Source organism: bacterium, assembly GCA_030655055.1.
Classification (GTDB): domain Bacteria; phylum Edwardsbacteria; class AC1; order AC1; family EtOH8; genus UBA5202.
Map to the genome: position 1 here is coordinate 1 of JAURWH010000165.1, position 15279 is coordinate 15279.

The 15279-nt window shown below is 53.8% G+C and carries 15 protein-coding genes and 1 tRNA gene; 14 read left to right on the forward strand and 2 right to left on the reverse strand.

Annotated features, from left to right (window positions below; translation table 11 throughout):
• The coding region (locus Q7U71_07880) for an isomerizing glutamine--fructose-6-phosphate transaminase (protein ID MDO9391676.1) at positions 1–915 on the forward strand (915 nt) is incomplete at its 5' end.
• A gap of 71 nt (positions 916–986) precedes the next feature.
• Positions 987–2054 (forward strand): hypothetical protein, encoded by a 1068-nt coding sequence (locus tag Q7U71_07885; protein ID MDO9391677.1) that lies wholly within the window; start codon positions 987–989, stop codon positions 2052–2054.
• 279 nt (positions 2055–2333) lie between these two features.
• On the opposite strand, the gene Q7U71_07890 is transcribed toward Q7U71_07885, so the two are convergent.
• Positions 2334–2510: a hypothetical protein gene (locus Q7U71_07890; GenBank protein MDO9391678.1), complete on the reverse strand. Its 177-nt coding sequence runs from the start codon at positions 2508–2510 to the stop codon at positions 2334–2336.
• Positions 2511–2543: 33 nt separating this feature from the next.
• On the reverse strand, positions 2544–2702 hold the full coding sequence (locus Q7U71_07895) for a hypothetical protein (GenBank protein MDO9391679.1): 159 nt from the start codon (positions 2700–2702) through the stop codon (positions 2544–2546).
• Positions 2703–2957: 255 nt separating this feature from the next.
• Between Q7U71_07895 and uvrB the strand changes: the two genes are divergently transcribed.
• The 12 genes from uvrB to Q7U71_07955 form a co-directional block, all read left to right on the forward strand.
• Positions 2958–5003, forward strand: coding sequence for an excinuclease ABC subunit UvrB (uvrB, locus tag Q7U71_07900; protein MDO9391680.1), 2046 nt, complete (start codon positions 2958–2960; stop codon positions 5001–5003).
• A 144-nt stretch (positions 5004–5147) separates the two neighbouring features.
• Positions 5148–6278 carry a Fic family protein gene (locus Q7U71_07905; protein ID MDO9391681.1) on the forward strand — a complete coding sequence of 377 codons (1131 nt, stop codon included), beginning with the start codon at positions 5148–5150 and terminating at the stop codon, positions 6276–6278.
• Positions 6279–6322: 44 nt separating this feature from the next.
• Complete coding sequence (locus Q7U71_07910; protein ID MDO9391682.1) at positions 6323–7576, forward strand: M20/M25/M40 family metallo-hydrolase; 1254 nt, start codon at positions 6323–6325, stop codon at positions 7574–7576.
• 92 nt (positions 7577–7668) lie between these two features.
• Positions 7669–9762, forward strand: coding sequence for a M6 family metalloprotease domain-containing protein (locus Q7U71_07915; protein MDO9391683.1), 2094 nt, complete (start codon positions 7669–7671; stop codon positions 9760–9762).
• A gap of 16 nt (positions 9763–9778) precedes the next feature.
• On the forward strand, positions 9779–10642 hold the full coding sequence (nadC, locus tag Q7U71_07920) for a carboxylating nicotinate-nucleotide diphosphorylase (GenBank protein MDO9391684.1): 864 nt from the start codon (positions 9779–9781) through the stop codon (positions 10640–10642).
• 177 nt (positions 10643–10819) lie between these two features.
• Positions 10820–11608 (forward strand): biotin--[acetyl-CoA-carboxylase] ligase, encoded by a 789-nt coding sequence (locus Q7U71_07925; GenBank protein ID MDO9391685.1) that lies wholly within the window; start codon positions 10820–10822, stop codon positions 11606–11608.
• 2 nt (positions 11609–11610) lie between these two features.
• Positions 11611–12378, forward strand: a complete 768-nt coding sequence (locus Q7U71_07930) for a type III pantothenate kinase (protein MDO9391686.1) — start codon at positions 11611–11613, stop codon at positions 12376–12378.
• Positions 12379–12434: 56 nt separating this feature from the next.
• A complete protein-coding gene (locus tag Q7U71_07935; protein ID MDO9391687.1) occupies positions 12435–12653 on the forward strand; it encodes a hypothetical protein in 219 nt (72 codons plus the stop codon).
• The gene (locus tag Q7U71_07940; GenBank protein ID MDO9391688.1) at positions 12637–12897 is read left to right on the forward strand and encodes a type II toxin-antitoxin system RelE/ParE family toxin; all 261 of its coding nucleotides are present in this window, start codon (positions 12637–12639) and stop codon (positions 12895–12897) included. Before Q7U71_07935 ends, Q7U71_07940 begins: the two co-directional genes overlap by 17 nt.
• Positions 12898–12965: 68 nt before the next feature.
• On the forward strand, positions 12966–14462 hold the full coding sequence (locus tag Q7U71_07945; protein ID MDO9391689.1) for an Rne/Rng family ribonuclease: 1497 nt from the start codon (positions 12966–12968) through the stop codon (positions 14460–14462).
• A 190-nt stretch (positions 14463–14652) separates the two neighbouring features.
• Positions 14653–14737 (forward strand) — tRNA-Leu (locus tag Q7U71_07950).
• 147 nt (positions 14738–14884) lie between these two features.
• The coding region (locus Q7U71_07955) for a tetratricopeptide repeat protein (GenBank protein MDO9391690.1) at positions 14885–15279 on the forward strand (395 nt) is incomplete at its 3' end.

Consider the following 15279-nt stretch of genomic DNA (forward strand, 5'->3'; position numbering starts at 1 on the left):
TGGCACGCGGCCCTGGCCGGAAAATACATGCTGGAGCAGATGGCCCGGATCCCGGTGGAGGTGGATTATGCCTCGGAGTTCCGCTACCGCAGTCCGGTGATCGGCCCGGAGGACGTTTTGTTCGTGATCAGCCAGAGCGGCGAGACCGCCGACACCCTGGGCGCCCTGCGGGAGGCCAAGCAGAAGGGGGCGGCCGCGCTGGGAATAGTGAACGTGGTGGGAAGCACCATTCCCCGGGAGACCGAGGCCGGGATCTACATCCACGCCGGGCCGGAGATCGGGGTGGCCTCGACAAAAGCCTTTACTTCGCAGATCGCAGGCCTGGCGCTGATCTCCATCATGCTGGCCCGCCGCAAGGGCATGGGGCAGACCCGGGGCAGGGTTCTGGCCGGCGAACTGGCCACCATCCCGGAGAAGGTCAAGAAAGTGCTGGAGCTGGACCAGCAGATAAAACAGCTGGCCGGGGAATTCAAGAACGTCCGTAACTTCCTCTATCTGGGCCGGGGCAGCAATTTCCCCACCGCTTTGGAAGGCGCGCTGAAGTTAAAGGAGATCTCCTACGTCCACGCCGAGGGATATCCCGCGGCCGAGATGAAGCACGGGCCGATAGCCCTGATAGACGAGAACATGCCGGTGGTGGTGGTGGCCCCCAAGGACGCCCTGTACAACAAGGTCATCAGCAACATCCAGGAAGTGCGGGCCCGCAAGGGACGGGTGATAGCCATAGCCAACGAGGACGACCACGAGATAGACAGCCTGGCCGAGTTCGTGATCCGGGTTCCCCGGACGGTCAGCTATTTTGGGCCAATAGTGAACGTGGTGCCGCTGCAGCTGCTGGCTTTTCATAGGGCGGTGGCTAGGGGGTGCAAGGTGGCCCAGCCGAGGAATTTGGCCAGGAGTGTGACGGTGGAATAGATAGACGCCCCGATGCGAGAGCATCGGGGCGTAACTTTTGTGTTTTCGGGTCATAATAGAAAGGATGTCTAATGAATAAAGTCATATTATGGACTTTATCTATCACTTTAGTGATGGTCGTATTTTTTGTTTTACGGCCGTTTAGAACAATTAGGAATTTATCTAAGAATAGTCCATCGATCAATACAAATATCCCAAAGACAGTTAATGACGAAAACAAAAAATGGTTATTTGTACCGACAGTGGACAAACAGGACAAAATTGATAGTTCAGCGATTGATATTTTTAGTTGGATTGGTTACACATACAAAAATAAAATATATTTTAGAGCCTCTGAAAGAATTGGACATTCAGAGCTACCCAAAAATATTATAACTGAAAAAGAATACAAGGAATTATGGGATCAAACAATATTGCATGATGGTGATACAATATGGGTTTGCTTGCCGGGAGGTAAGTTCCTAAAAGCTGTCGTAGATACACTATTTTATCGTGAAGATGTTCTAAGCTACCATGAATATTACCTTATGTTTGCTGCTAGAAGTGCCCCCGATATTACAAATGATCAAAGCCTTACCATCCTAATCTACAATATGCCTCCATACAGAAGCGCTTATACGATTTTACCTGAAAGTTCAGTTTCAAAAACTGATAGTTTGATGTTAGACGAAATGGTAGGCGAAGTATATCCACACATGAGGAAAACCTGGATAGAATTGTTCCGTGCTAATATTGATGAAGAATCAAAAAAACAATATCCACATGATTATAATATTACTTTTACTGATTATAGCAAGTTGTATCAATTTGTTAACAATTATACATCTGACAGTTTTAAAATGGTTGATATGCGCTGGGGCAAGAATTCTTCAATTCCAAACGATTTTGGCGCCATTCAGCTAGGCAAATATGTAAATAATGGTTATACCAAACTCTGGTCAAACGAATGGTATAGCAAACCTGAGAAGGAGTCGCACCATATTAGTATCAAGAACTTATACTATGATTATTTGGGCAATCTGACATTAATATTGGTACATCAGGGTTGGGAGTGGTCACGGAATGAGGTTCTCCAATTTGATCCGGAAACAAATACTTTTATTCCTGATAGTACGTACATTGATAATTTGGGATTATAAAGAATATCATTCCAGCCCTAAGGAAGCTCATTCATCGTCTAAGGAACCACATTCCAGTCTTAAGGAGGCTCATTCCACTCATAAGGAAGGGCCTTCTTTACTTAAGGAAGCTCCGTCATCTTCTAAGGAACCACATTCCAGCCTTAAGGAGGCTCATTCCACTCGTAAGGAAGGGCCTTCTTTACTTAAGGAAGCCTATTCCACCGTTAAGGAACCATTTATAACCTGTAAGGGAGCGTATATCAACTGTAAGGAAGCACATTTTAACTCGAAGGAAGCTCATTCCACCTTGAAGGAAGCATTATCATCGTGGAAGGAAGCATATTCCACCCGGAAGGAAGCATATTCTTCGTGGAAGGAAGGGCATTCCACCCGGAAGGAAGCATATTCATCGTGGAAGGAAGCACATTCCACCTGGAAGGAAGCGTATTCATCGTGGAAGGAAGCATATTCCACCTGGAAGGAAGCTCATTCCTCGTGGAAGGAAGGTCATTCCTCGCTGTAGGAAGCGTAGTCATCACGGTAGGAGGCTAATTCCTCGTGGTAGGAAGGACATTCATCACGGTAGGAGGCATAATCATCGTGGTAGGAGGCTAATTCATCACGGTAGGAAGCGTTTTCCAGTTGGTAGGATGCATGTTTTGACATAAAATGTTTGATCTTAGGGGTAAGGGGCCAGCCCCGGGCTTCGGACCGCCCCAAGCTTCGGACCTAACCCCTGCCCCTTCCTTCCTTCGTTTGCCTAATATATGTCCATCTCAGGACAGGCGCCGGGAAGGGGTGGTACAAAGTCCCTTCCCTTGCGGGGAAGGGATATAGGGTTAGGTCCAAAACAGAACCCCGCTGCACGGCGGGGTTCTGTTTTACATTGACACTGATTATCTCTTATGCTACAATAATTTCATGAACCAGTTCAAACTCGAATCCACCTATAAACCCACCGGGGACCAGCCCCAGGCCATCCAGCAACTGCTGGAAGGCATCAACGCCGGGGTCAAGGACCAGGTGTTGCTGGGCGTTACCGGCAGCGGCAAGACCTTTGCCATGGCCAACGTCATCGCCCAGCTCAACCGGCCCACTTTGATCATCTCCCACAACAAGACCCTGGCTGCCCAGCTCTACGGCGAGTTCAAGGGCTTCTTTCCCCACAACGCGGTGGAATACTTCATCTCCTATTACGACTACTACCAGCCCGAGGCCTACATCCCGTCCAGCGACACCTACATCGAGAAGGACGCCTCCAAGAACGACGACATCGACCGCCTGAGGCTGAAGTCCACCGCGGCCCTGCTGGAGCGGAGGGACGTGATCATCGTGGCCTCGGTCTCCTGCATCTATTCCCTGGGCTCGCCCGACGAGTGGAAGGAGTACGTGCTTCTTCTTGAACTGGGGCAGAAGGCCGAGCGGGAGGAGATCATGAAACAGCTGGTCCGCATCCAGTATTCCCGCAACGACGTTGCTTTCGAGCGGGCCACTTTCCGGGTCCGGGGCAACTTCATCGAGGTCCATCCCGGCGACGAGAACATCGGCATCCGGATAGAGCTGGACGACGACAAGGTGGTAAAACTATCCCAGTTCGACCCCCTGACCGGTACGGTGATGGAAACCCGCGATAGGGTGGCCATCTATCCCACCAAGCATTTCGTGGTCTCCCCGCCCCGGCTGGAGACGGCCTTCAAGAGCATAGAAGAGGAGCTCAAATGGCGGGTGGCCGATCTGACCAACAACGGAAAACTGCTGGAGGCCCAGCGGATCCAGCAGCGCACCAAGTACGACCTGGAGCTGATCAAGGAGCTGGGCTACTGTTCCGGCATCGAGAACTATTCCCGCTATCTCTCCGGCCGCCAGGAGGGCGAGCGGCCCTTCTGCCTGCTGGATTTCTTTCCCAAGGATTATCTGCTGATAGTGGACGAGTCCCATGTCACCCTGCCCCAGATCGGCGGGATGTACGCCGGGGACCGTTCCCGCAAGGAGACCCTGGTGGATTTCGGGTTCCGACTGCCCTCGGCCATGGACAACCGGCCGCTAAGATTCCCGGAGTTCGAGTCCATGGTCAACCAGGTGATTTATACTTCCGCCACTCCGGCCGATTACGAGATGGAACGGTCCAAGGGCCATGTGGTGGAGCAGATAATCCGGCCCACCGGACTGGTGGACCCCGAGGTGGAGGTAAAACCCATCACCGGGCAGATAGATGACCTGCTGGAGCAGATCCGCCAGCGGGTGGAGCGCAAGGAGCGGGTGCTGGTCACCACGCTCACCAAGAAGATGTCGGAGGACCTTTCGGAATATCTTGATCAGGCCGGGGTCCGGGTGCGCTATATGCATTCGGAGATAGACGCCATCGAGCGGGTGGAGATCCTGCGCGGCCTGCGCCTGGGCGAGTTCGATGTCCTGGTCGGCATCAACCTTCTGCGCGAGGGCCTGGACCTGCCGGAGGTTTCCCTGGTCGCCATCCTGGACGCCGACAAGGAGGGTTTCCTTCGTTCCCACCGGGCGCTGATCCAGGTCTCGGGCCGGGCGGCCCGCCACGTCCAGGGCAAGGTCATCATGTACGCCGACCGGATAACCGATTCCATGAAGAAAGCGCTGGACGAGATGAACCGCCGCCGCACCGTCCAGCTGGCCTACAATAAGAAGCACGGCATCACGCCGCTGTCCATCATCAAGTCCATAGAAGAGGTGATGCTGGCCACTTCGGTGGCCGACTCCAAACAGCAGGTGGTCAAGGACGAGCTGGCGGCCTACAAGGTCTCCGGGCTGTCAAATGAAGAGATCATGGCCCAGCTGGAGAGGGTGATGTTTGAGGCGGCCGCTGCCATGGACTTTGAACGGGCGGCGGTGGTCCGTGACCAGATCAAGACACTGAAGGGGGACGAGGCCCCGGGAAAGCCCAAGCGGACCGGAGGGTTCAAAACTAAGCCGGATTTTGGGGTGAATAATGTCTGAAAAGGAAAGAAGGGGCCAAAATTTTAGTTTGTAGTCTTTGAGAATGGCTGGCAGTGTATTGTTATAAACAGTAGACATTTGGATTGACAATGTCTACTGTTTATGCTAAACTGTGTATATTGATAATAAGGATAGATACGGTTTATGATAGGTAAAAATAGACAGCAAACCCAGGGTTTTAAGGCTTTTATACCTTATCCTTTTCCGGACAAGGGTCTTTTGACCTATTCCAGAGCCATAATCCTGAAAGATGCCCAGGCATCAAGATTATTAGGTAAGTTGGACGGCATAACTCAGCTGCTGCCGGACGTTGATTTTTTCATTTACATGTATGTCCGCAAAGACGCGGCGGCTTCCAGCCAAATTGAAGGGACCAAAGCCACTATGATAAATTCGCTGGAGGCGGAGGTCAAATTGGAAAATGGCTTGCCAGCGGACGTGGATGATATCCTGCACTACATTCAGGCTATGAATTACGGTCTGGAACGGCTTAAAAAACTTCCTTTGTCGTTGCGTTTTATAAGGGAAATCCATCAAAAACTAATGGCATCCGCCAGGGCTACGCACTTTTCCGACCCGGGACATTTTCGGAAAAGTCAAAATTGGATCAGCGGCAAAGGGCCGGGGGATGCGGAATTCGTCCCGCCTCCGGTGGAGGATATGCACCGTGCTCTGGGCGACTTCGAGACTTTTCTGCATGCCGATAATCCCATACCTCCGCTTATAAAGGCGGCAATGATTCACGCCCAGTTCGAAACCATCCATCCCTTTTTGGATGGGAACGGACGTACCGGCCGAATGCTGATATCATGCTATTTAGGCCAGCAGGGGCTTTTAGAAAAACCGGTTTTATACTTATCCTCATATTTTAAAAAATACAGAAAGACATATTATCAGCGTCTGATTGATTACCGTGAGGATAAAGTTGAGAAATGGCTCAACTTTTTTCTGGATGGCATCATAGAAACCGCGGAATCGGCCATAGATACTGTACGCAAGATAACACTTTTGCGAGAAAGCCATATTCTTAAAATCAGCCAGATGAACAAGACCTCATCCCAAAGTGCTATGAAAATTCTTCCTCAACTGTTTGCTCAGCCAATTGTTACTGTAAGCATTATGCAGCAATGGACTGGGTTTAAAACCAGAACTGGAGCACAAAAACTGATAGATCGTTTATCCGAAGCGGGTATTTTATCAATTAAGGACGAATCTCAAAAATATGGCCGTTCCTATATCTATAAAACATATCTTGATATATTTGAAAAAAGTTGATAAAAATTTATATTAAAGTTAAAATTTGATTTGGAGTTTTAATAATGATCAATGCCCATCAGATCCTCAAAGAGCTCAACTTCGAGCGGCTGGCCGGATCAGCCAATGAAACCAAGGCCATCAAGATCATCACCAAATACCTCGGCCAGCTTAAGGTCAAGCACCAACTGGAGCCTTTCCAACTCCACGCCTTTGACACTGGCACGGCCGCCATATCCTGCGGGGGAAAGACCTTCAGGGCCCATCCCTTTGGCCTGACCAAGAGCCAGACCATCAGCGGCGAGCTGGTCTACCTGGAAGACCTGGAACTGCTGGTGAACGACCGGGGCTCGTACCAGGGCAAGATCATCCTGACCTATTCCTACGGCCGCAAGCTGGTGGAAGCCATCAAAAGGTCAGGCGCCAAGGCCCTGATAGACATCGGCAGCCCGCAACGGGAGGCCCCCAGCTGGTCGTACCGCCAGAAGAACTATGAGGAGGGATACATTCCATCGGCCACGGTGTCCTACGAAGACGGCGCCAAGCTGGCCGGGCTGTCCGGTAAAAAAGCGACCCTTAAAATAAAACAAACCGTTTCCCGGCGCACCGCCCGCAACATCATCGTGGACATCAAGGGCACCGGCAGCGACCGCACTTTGACCCTGGCGGTGGGGCATTACGACAGCGTGGCCCGCTCTCCCGGCTCCTGCGACAACGGGGGCGGGGTGGTCTCATTGCTCAAGGCGGTGGAGCATTTTGCCCGGCACCGCCCGGCCCGCGACCTGCGGGTGATATTCTTCTCCGGCGAGGAGATGGGTTTGAGGGGCAGTTTTTCATACGTGGAGAAGCATAAGAAGGAGATCGCGGAACGGGCCGGGCTGGTGGTCAACATCGACGTGGGCGGCGACGACCTGGGACTGAATCACTTCGAAGTATTGGGCACCTCCCAGCTGCAGGGCTATGTCTGCGGCATCACCCGGGAGATCGGCCACTATTTCCGCAGCGGGGTGGACATCTATTCCAGCGACTGCATGCCGTTCGCGGTCTACGAGGTGCCCTCGGTCAACATCTCCCGGGAGGGCGGCCAAAGCTCGTTCAACATCCACACCCCGGGGGACACGGTGGAGTACACCTCGGCCCGGGGCCTGCAGCCCACCATCGAGGCTGGGATCAATCTTCTGGACCGGGCGCTCAACGCCAAGATATATCCGGTCAACAAGGAGATAGACAGGTCGCTGAAGGACAAGATAGAAAAATACCTGTGGAACGCCCTGCAGGTGCCGCCGGAGATGAAGTGGACGCCGGAGTACAAGAAGTAACTTATAGCTGTCAGCTCTAAGCTATATGCTTTAAGTTGTTTGGTTGCAGATCATAATTCGCCAACTCATAACCACAAGGAGGAGCCGGGACCATGAAGAAGATATTTTCAATGGCTTTATTGGCGGCGGCTATTACGATCCTGTGGTCTGGACCGGCCTTCTCCATGCCTGCCTTGGACGGAAAGGGCCCGGAGCCGCGAATGACCAAAAGCGGGGTACTGCTTAACCAGCCCAATCCCAGGACCAAGGGCCAGAAGATCACAGGAAGCTGGAAGGCCCTGATAATCCTGATAGACTTTCCCGATTACCGCTGGGACCACCAGACTGACGCCAATTTTGTCAACGACAGCCTGTATTACACCCCTGATCATTTTGACAGCCTAGCCAACAGTCTGGGAACTTTCCGGCATCCGGAGTGCGTCAGCAATGTCACCGGCAGCATCAGGGATTTTTACATAGAGAATTCCTACGGCCAGTTTGACGTGATCTCCACCGTTGCCGGGTGGTACACTGCTGCGGAAAACTTTGCCTACTATTCCAATAACAACGGTTTTGGTTCTTACCCCACCAATGCCCAGGGTCTGGTGGAAGAGGCGGTGGCTGCCGCCGATCCTTTTGTCGATTTCAGGCAATTTGACAACGACCTCGACGATACTGTGGATGCATTGTATATAGTCCACGCCGGCCCGGGGGCCGAGGCCCTGCCGGTATCAGTGCGCGACGATTACATCTGGTCGCATGCCTCCGGCATTTCAACCCAGTTTCGGGACGGGGTGTATGTTTCCACCTATTCCACCGAACCCGAGGACGGCAAGACCGGGGTCTTCTGCCATGAGTTCGGCCATGTCCTCGGCCTGCCCGACCTCTACGACTATACTTATCTTTCCAGCGGGGTGGGCGAATGGTGCGCCATGGCCGGAGGCAGCTGGGGCCACCGGGACTCGGCAGATCTCCGGGGAACGGCGCCGACCCACTTCTCGGCCTGGTGCAAGCAGGAGCTGGGCTGGATCGATCCGGTAAATCTTACCCACAACCAGATGGGTCTGGCCATCCCCCCGGCCGAACTGAGCCCGGTCGCCTACAGATTATGGAACAATGGCGACTCCACCGGCACACAGTATTTTCTGGTGGAGAACCGCCAGAACATCGGGTTTGATAGCGGATTCACCCGCCGTCAGCTGAACTACGGCCTGCCCCGGGGTCACGGCCTGCTGATCTGGCATGTGGATGAAACCATATACGGCAACGACGACCGGACCCACAAGATGGTGGATCTGGAGGAATCCAGCCCGGTGAATGTCAACGGCTTTTATCTGGAGCACCTGGATACAGTAAGGACCCAGCCAATAGACAAGTACTTGTACAACGGCAACCGGGGCGATGACGGCGACCCCTGGCCGGGTTACTGGACCAATGCGCTTGATTCCGTGCTATATAGCGGAAACCGGGATAAATGTGACTTCAACCAATATTCCATCCCCTCGTCCAAGAACTACGCCGGGGCCAATACCCTGGCCGGGGCGGAGAACATAACTGAAATAGGGACCAGCATCACGGCCGACCTGTTTGTGACCATAGATGCCTCGGTGGTCTTTCCCGGGTTGGGCGACAGTCTGGCCCAGTCGGAGAACATCGATGTCATCTGGCATTCCTCGGCGGCCGGCGGCATTCTCTGCGACAGCCTTTATTTCAGCGCTGACAGCGGCAGCACCTGGAGCCTGACGGGTTATTCAAACACCGGCGACACCCTGATGTTCTGGGTCGTTCCATCGGTGGTATCCGGACGCTGTTTCATCAAGGTAGTGACCCGGACCAACGCCGGAAGCAAGGTCAGCCATTTGAGCGGCAAATTCGCCGTAGGCCTGACCGGGGTGGAAGGGGGCCCGGCGGAAAAAATTGCGGATCTGAAATACCGCCTGCTGCCGGCCCAGCCCAACCCTTCTTCCAACGGCATGGTTACCATGTCCTTTGAAATGCCCAAAGCCCAGCGGGCGGACCTGACGGTCTACAATATCCTGGGACAGCCGGTCAAAGTGCTGGCCGCCGGTTTCTACCGGGCCGGACACCATGAGATCAAATGGGACGGCAGGGACGAGCGGGGCGTCAGATCGGCGCCTGGCATATACCTGTACCAATTGAAAACAGCGGATTTCAATAAGATCAACAAGATAATTATTGTCAAATAGCCTTGGAATGAAAAGCATGAAACTCAATCTGAAAAAAATAAATCCCCTGATCAAGCTGGCCCTCAAAGAGGACATCGGCAAGGGTGACATCACTACTTCTTACACCGTTCCGGAAGAGGCGCAGGGCCTGGCCCTGATCCTGAACAAGCAGGAGGGCGTGCTGGCCGGGATAGATGTCTGCCGGCAGGTTTTCCTGACGGTGGACAAGGACCTGCAGATGGAAGCGCCCCTGCCCGACGGCACCTGGTTGGAATACGGTCAGGTGGTGCTGACGATTCAGGGCCGGACCAAAAGCATTCTGACGGCCGAGCGGACCGCCCTTAACTTCCTTCAGCACCTCTCCGGCGTGGCCACCGCCACCAACCATTTCGTCAAAGTAGTGGAGGGCACCCGGGCCAAGATACTGGACACCCGCAAGACCACCCCCGGTCTGCGCTGCCTGGAGAAGTATGCGGTGGCCTGCGGCGGCGGCCAGAACCACCGGATGGGGCTGTACGACATGGTGCTGATCAAGGACAACCACATCGAGGCGGCCGGCGGCCCGGCGGCGGCCATTGAACTGGTCCGGCAGAAGAACAAGAAGGTGAAGATAGAGATCGAGGTCCAGAGCCTGGCCCAGCTGGAGGAGGCGGCCGCGCTGGAGCCGGACGTCATTATGCTGGATAACATGAAGCCGGAGATGATGGCCGAGGCCTGCCGGATGGTCTTTTCCCTGCCGGCCCGGGACAAGGGGAAGCTCAAGCTGGAGGCTTCGGGGAATGTCAGCCTGGAAACTGTCCGCCAGATAGCCGAGTGCGGGGTGGATTATATCTCGGTGGGTGCCATCACCCATTCTGCCCCGGCCCTGGATTTTTCTTTGGGCCTGAAGTCCCTAGGTTGAGGCATTAAAGAGATTTTTATTATTAGGAACCCATGAAAACATGAATCTAACCAATGAGAATTTTGGTTCCTGAATTCCTGGTTTCCTGGTTTCCTTATAAAATACGTATTCTGAACTCAATATCCTTAGCGATGGTTTTTCCTTGAATTGTCAATACTTTTAGGTTATTATTACATCATGCATATATTAGAAATAGACTACATAAAACAAAACCTCAAGACCTCCGGCTTCGGCCAGAAGCTTTATTACTTTGAAAAGCTGGGATCTACCAGCGACAAGCTAAAGGAACTGGCGGCGGGCAATGTGCCGGACGGCACCATCGTCATCGCCGAAGAGCAGAAGGCCGGCCGGGGGCGTTCCGGGCATTCCTGGTATTCACCTCCCGGAGTCGGCCTTTATCTTTCATTACTGCTCCGTCCCAAAACCAATCCCATCAAAATGCAGGGGCTGACTTTGGCTCTGGGTTGTTCGGCCGCTAAAACACTCGAAGCGGCGGCGGGGATGCCGGTGGAGATAAAGTGGCCCAACGACCTATTTTGCCGGGGCCGCAAGCTGGGCGGGATTTTGTCCGAGTCCGGGCTTAAGGCCGGACTGGTGGACAACGTCGTCATAGGAATGGGATTCAACCTGAATAACCAGATGCTGCCGCTGGAACTTTGCGAAACCGCCACCTCGCTGGAGCTGGAGTCAGGAAAACACATCTTCCGGGAGGACCTGCTGATAGCCCTGTTGACGAACCTAGAAAAAGATTATCAGAGATTTCTGGATCAGGGATTTTCGGCCTTCATTGAGGAGCTAAAGCCCCGGTTCTTCCTCAACCAGAAATGGGTGCTGGTCTCCGGCGATGACGGGCAGTTCCAGAAGGGAGTGGTCACCGGATTTGACGCTCAGGGCGCTTTGCTGCTGCTGGACCAGGACGGCCAGACCATCTGCTGCAGCTCCGGCACGGTGGCGGAGATCGGCTGATCATGCGGCTGCTGATCGACATCGGCAACAGCAAGCTGGGGCTGGCGGTCTTTTCCAAAAACAAATGCGTCCGCCAGGCCAGGCTGGAGCACGGCGGCAGGCCGGACTACGACCAGGTGTACAACTTCCTGGACAAGGCCTTGGGCGTCAGATCGATCAAGTCAGCCGCCATCTGCTCGGTGGTCCCGGAAATTACCCTTCATGCCGTGACGGCAGTCAAACAACTGCTGGATATCCACTGCTTGGTGGTCGACGCCTCAAGCTTGAAAGGTTTTAAGACCCGGTACCATTTGCCCCGGCAGCTGGGATGCGACCGGATGGTCTGCTCTTACGCCGCCGCCAAACTTTACGGAAAGCCGGTGATAGTGGTGGATATCGGCACCGCCATCACCTGGGACGCCGTGGATCCTTTGGGCCGGCATCTGGGCGGGGCCATTGCTCCGGGGCCGGCGACCATGGCCAGGGCCTTGAACGACAAGACGGCACTGCTGCCGTTGATCCCCATAAAACGGCCCCAGGCAGCCATCGGCCGCGACACCGCCGGATCGATGGGATCCGGGCTGTACTGGGGAACCATCGGGATGGTAAAGGAACTAGTTGCTGTCATCTCCGCCGAGATGAAGGGGCGGCCCAAAATAGTGATCACCGGTGGCCTGGCCGGAATGGCCGGGCCGCACATCAAAAATTCAATAACCGACCAACTGCTGATCTACAAGGGTTTGAACCTGGCTCTGCAGGAAAAGGAAAGGGAGATGAATTTTGCAAAATAATTGTAAACACTGATAACCAAAGACATACTCTGCCTAAAATATCAGGAGGATCAACCATGACACGTGTACAAGCCACTGCAGAAATATTCTTCACTGCCTTTAAAGCCCTACCCAAGAAGGAGCAGGATGTTTTTCTGTCCAAGCTATTTTCAGACAACAAGACCAGGGAAGACCTGATAGACCTGGCTCTTTATTCCAGGCGGCGGAATGAGCCGTCCCGCCCGTTGCAGGCATATATCCAGGAGAGAAAGGCCAGGTATGGCGGCAAGGTATGACCTGCTGATAAAACGGTCTGCAGAGAAGGATCTCAAACAATTGGGTGATGCCGATCATGACAGGATCATTAAACGCCTTCTATCTTTAGTTGATAACCCAAGGCCTGTTGGTTCCGTAAAACTGACAGGGCATGACGTCCACCGCTTGCGCATCGGCAATTATCGCGCTCTCTACACAGTAGATGACCAGGCCAGAACCATAGAAATCATATCGGTGGGGCACCGGAAAGAAATATACCGGTAACTTTGAAAAACAAAGTGGTACTTCGCGTGACACAAGGGGCCTCCACTTTTAAGAAAGGCAAACTTTACATGGCCATAGATATCATCATAAATGCCACCGACCGGGAGATGCGGATAGCCGTATTGGAGGACGAGGGCAAGCTCTCCGAGTTTTGGGTGGAGCGCCCCCAAGAAACCCTTTCGGTGGGCGACATTTACAAGGGGGTGGTGGAAAAGGTGCTGCCGGGGCTGAACGCCGCCTTCGTCAACATCGGGACATACAAAAGCGGTTTTCTGTCGCTGGATGACGCCATCTTTGACCTGAGCGACCTGGCCGATGATGAAACCGGAGCCAAGCCCGCCTTTAAACCGCAGAAAGCCGCCCTGAAGGCCGGACAGGAGATCATGGTCCAGATCTCAAAGGAGCCGCTGGGAAGCAAGGGACCCCGGCTGACCTCCTACGTTTCTTTTCCCGGGCGCTTCTGTGTGCTGATCCCCAACCAGGGCGGCATCGGCATCTCCCGCAAGATAGAAAACCGGGAGGAGCGCTCCAGGCTGCGCAAGGCTCTTCAGCCTTCGCTGCCCAAGGGATCCGGCCTGATAGTTCGGACCGCCGCGGTGGGGGCGGACCAGAAGGTCTTGGACCGCGACGTCAAGGAACTGGTGAAGAACTGGCAGCTGGTGCAAAAGCAATATGTCAGGGCCAAAGCACCGTTCCGGGTGCACGCCCAGCCGCCCTTTATCATCAGCCTGCTCAACGACCTGGCTTCCTACGACATCCACAGCATAGTGACCGACCACAAGAACACATTCAACCAGATCGCCGGCCACCTGAAGGGGGCCGATGAGGGGCTTAAGAAAAAACTGCTGTGGTACCGGGAGGAGATCCCCCTGTTCGAGGCCTATCAGGTGGAGACCCAGGTGGAGAAGGCACTGAACCGGAGGATCTGGCTGAAGAGCGGGGGATACATCGCCATCGACCAGACCGAGGCCCTGACCGCGGTGGACGTCAACTCCGGAAAGTTCACCGGCAAGAAGGACGCCGAGGCCATGGTGCTGAAGGTCAACCTGGAGGCGGCCCAGGAGATAGCCCGCCAGGTGCGCTTAAGGGACATCGGCGGCATCATCGTGGTGGATTTCATCGACATGAAATATTCCCAGCACCGCAACCGGGTGCTGCAGGAGTTCACCCTGGCGGTCAAGTCCGACCGGTCCAAGCCCAATGTTTACGCCATCTCGCCCCTGGGGCTGGTGGAGATGAGCCGCAAACGGATCAAGCCCAGCCTCTGGCAGTCCCTGACCGAGACCTGTCCGGCCTGCAACGGAGCGGGCAGGATCTTCACCGCCTACACCAGCGCCCAGATGCTGGAGCGCAAGATGCTCTCTATGAAACCGGACATGAAGCGGCGCAGGCTGGCCGTCAAAGCCGGGAACCTTTTATTTGATTACCTCTCCGGTCCCGGACAGGCCATCCTTAAGGCCCTTAACCGGGAGCTGAAGACGGAGCTGAGGATCTCCTCCGATCGCAAGATGCCGGTCAATTCCTTCAAGATCATAAATCTGGAGGACGAACAGGAGATAGTCTGATCCCTGCAGGCCAAAGGTCAATATAAAAAAGCGAGAGTTTTCTCTCGCTTTTTTGTTGACACAATGTTTGATTTTACAGCATTTTGGATTAAACCGATATTTAGTATTGACAGCGGGGTAAGTTTGTTATAAAATATTAGTCTTCCTTGGTTTAAACGATAAATTTGGCCCAAATATCAGGCCCAAAAATGCCGGGATGGTGAAATTGGTAGACACGTACGTTTGAGGTGCGTATGGCGCAAGCCTTGTGGGTTCAACTCCCACTCCCGGCACCAAATAGGTTTCTTGCTTGCCTATAGTCCGCCTTCGGCGGGCACCACACAATATTTGGCTTCATGCTATGCAATAGACCGCCCTGAAAACTGTCTGACAAAGATACTGCAATCCTGTTTTCTCATAACCCCAATGAAAGGCCTTGAGCTATGGTGTTCGTCAAGCAGATATTTGACCAGCATTGCGCCCACCAGCTTTTAAAGCTGTCCATCAATGCCTTCAACCAGGGCGATTACCAGACGGCCATAGACCACCTTACCGTGATCCACGAGCACGAAAGCTCGGTGGGCAGACGGTGCAGCGAGGTGGTCCTTTTTTATTTGATAGAGGCCCATACCTCTTTAGGGAAGATCTATTGGCAGAGGGGCAGTCTGGAGGACGCCATTGAGGAATATCATACCGCCCTGGGGCTGGCTCCCAAATATGCAGATCTGTATTTTACCCTGGCCAAGATCTATTCCGAGCACAAGGAACAGGCCAAAGCCCGGCAGGCGCTGGAACAGTCCTTGTCGATCAACCCCAATTACACCGAAGCCAAGCTGAA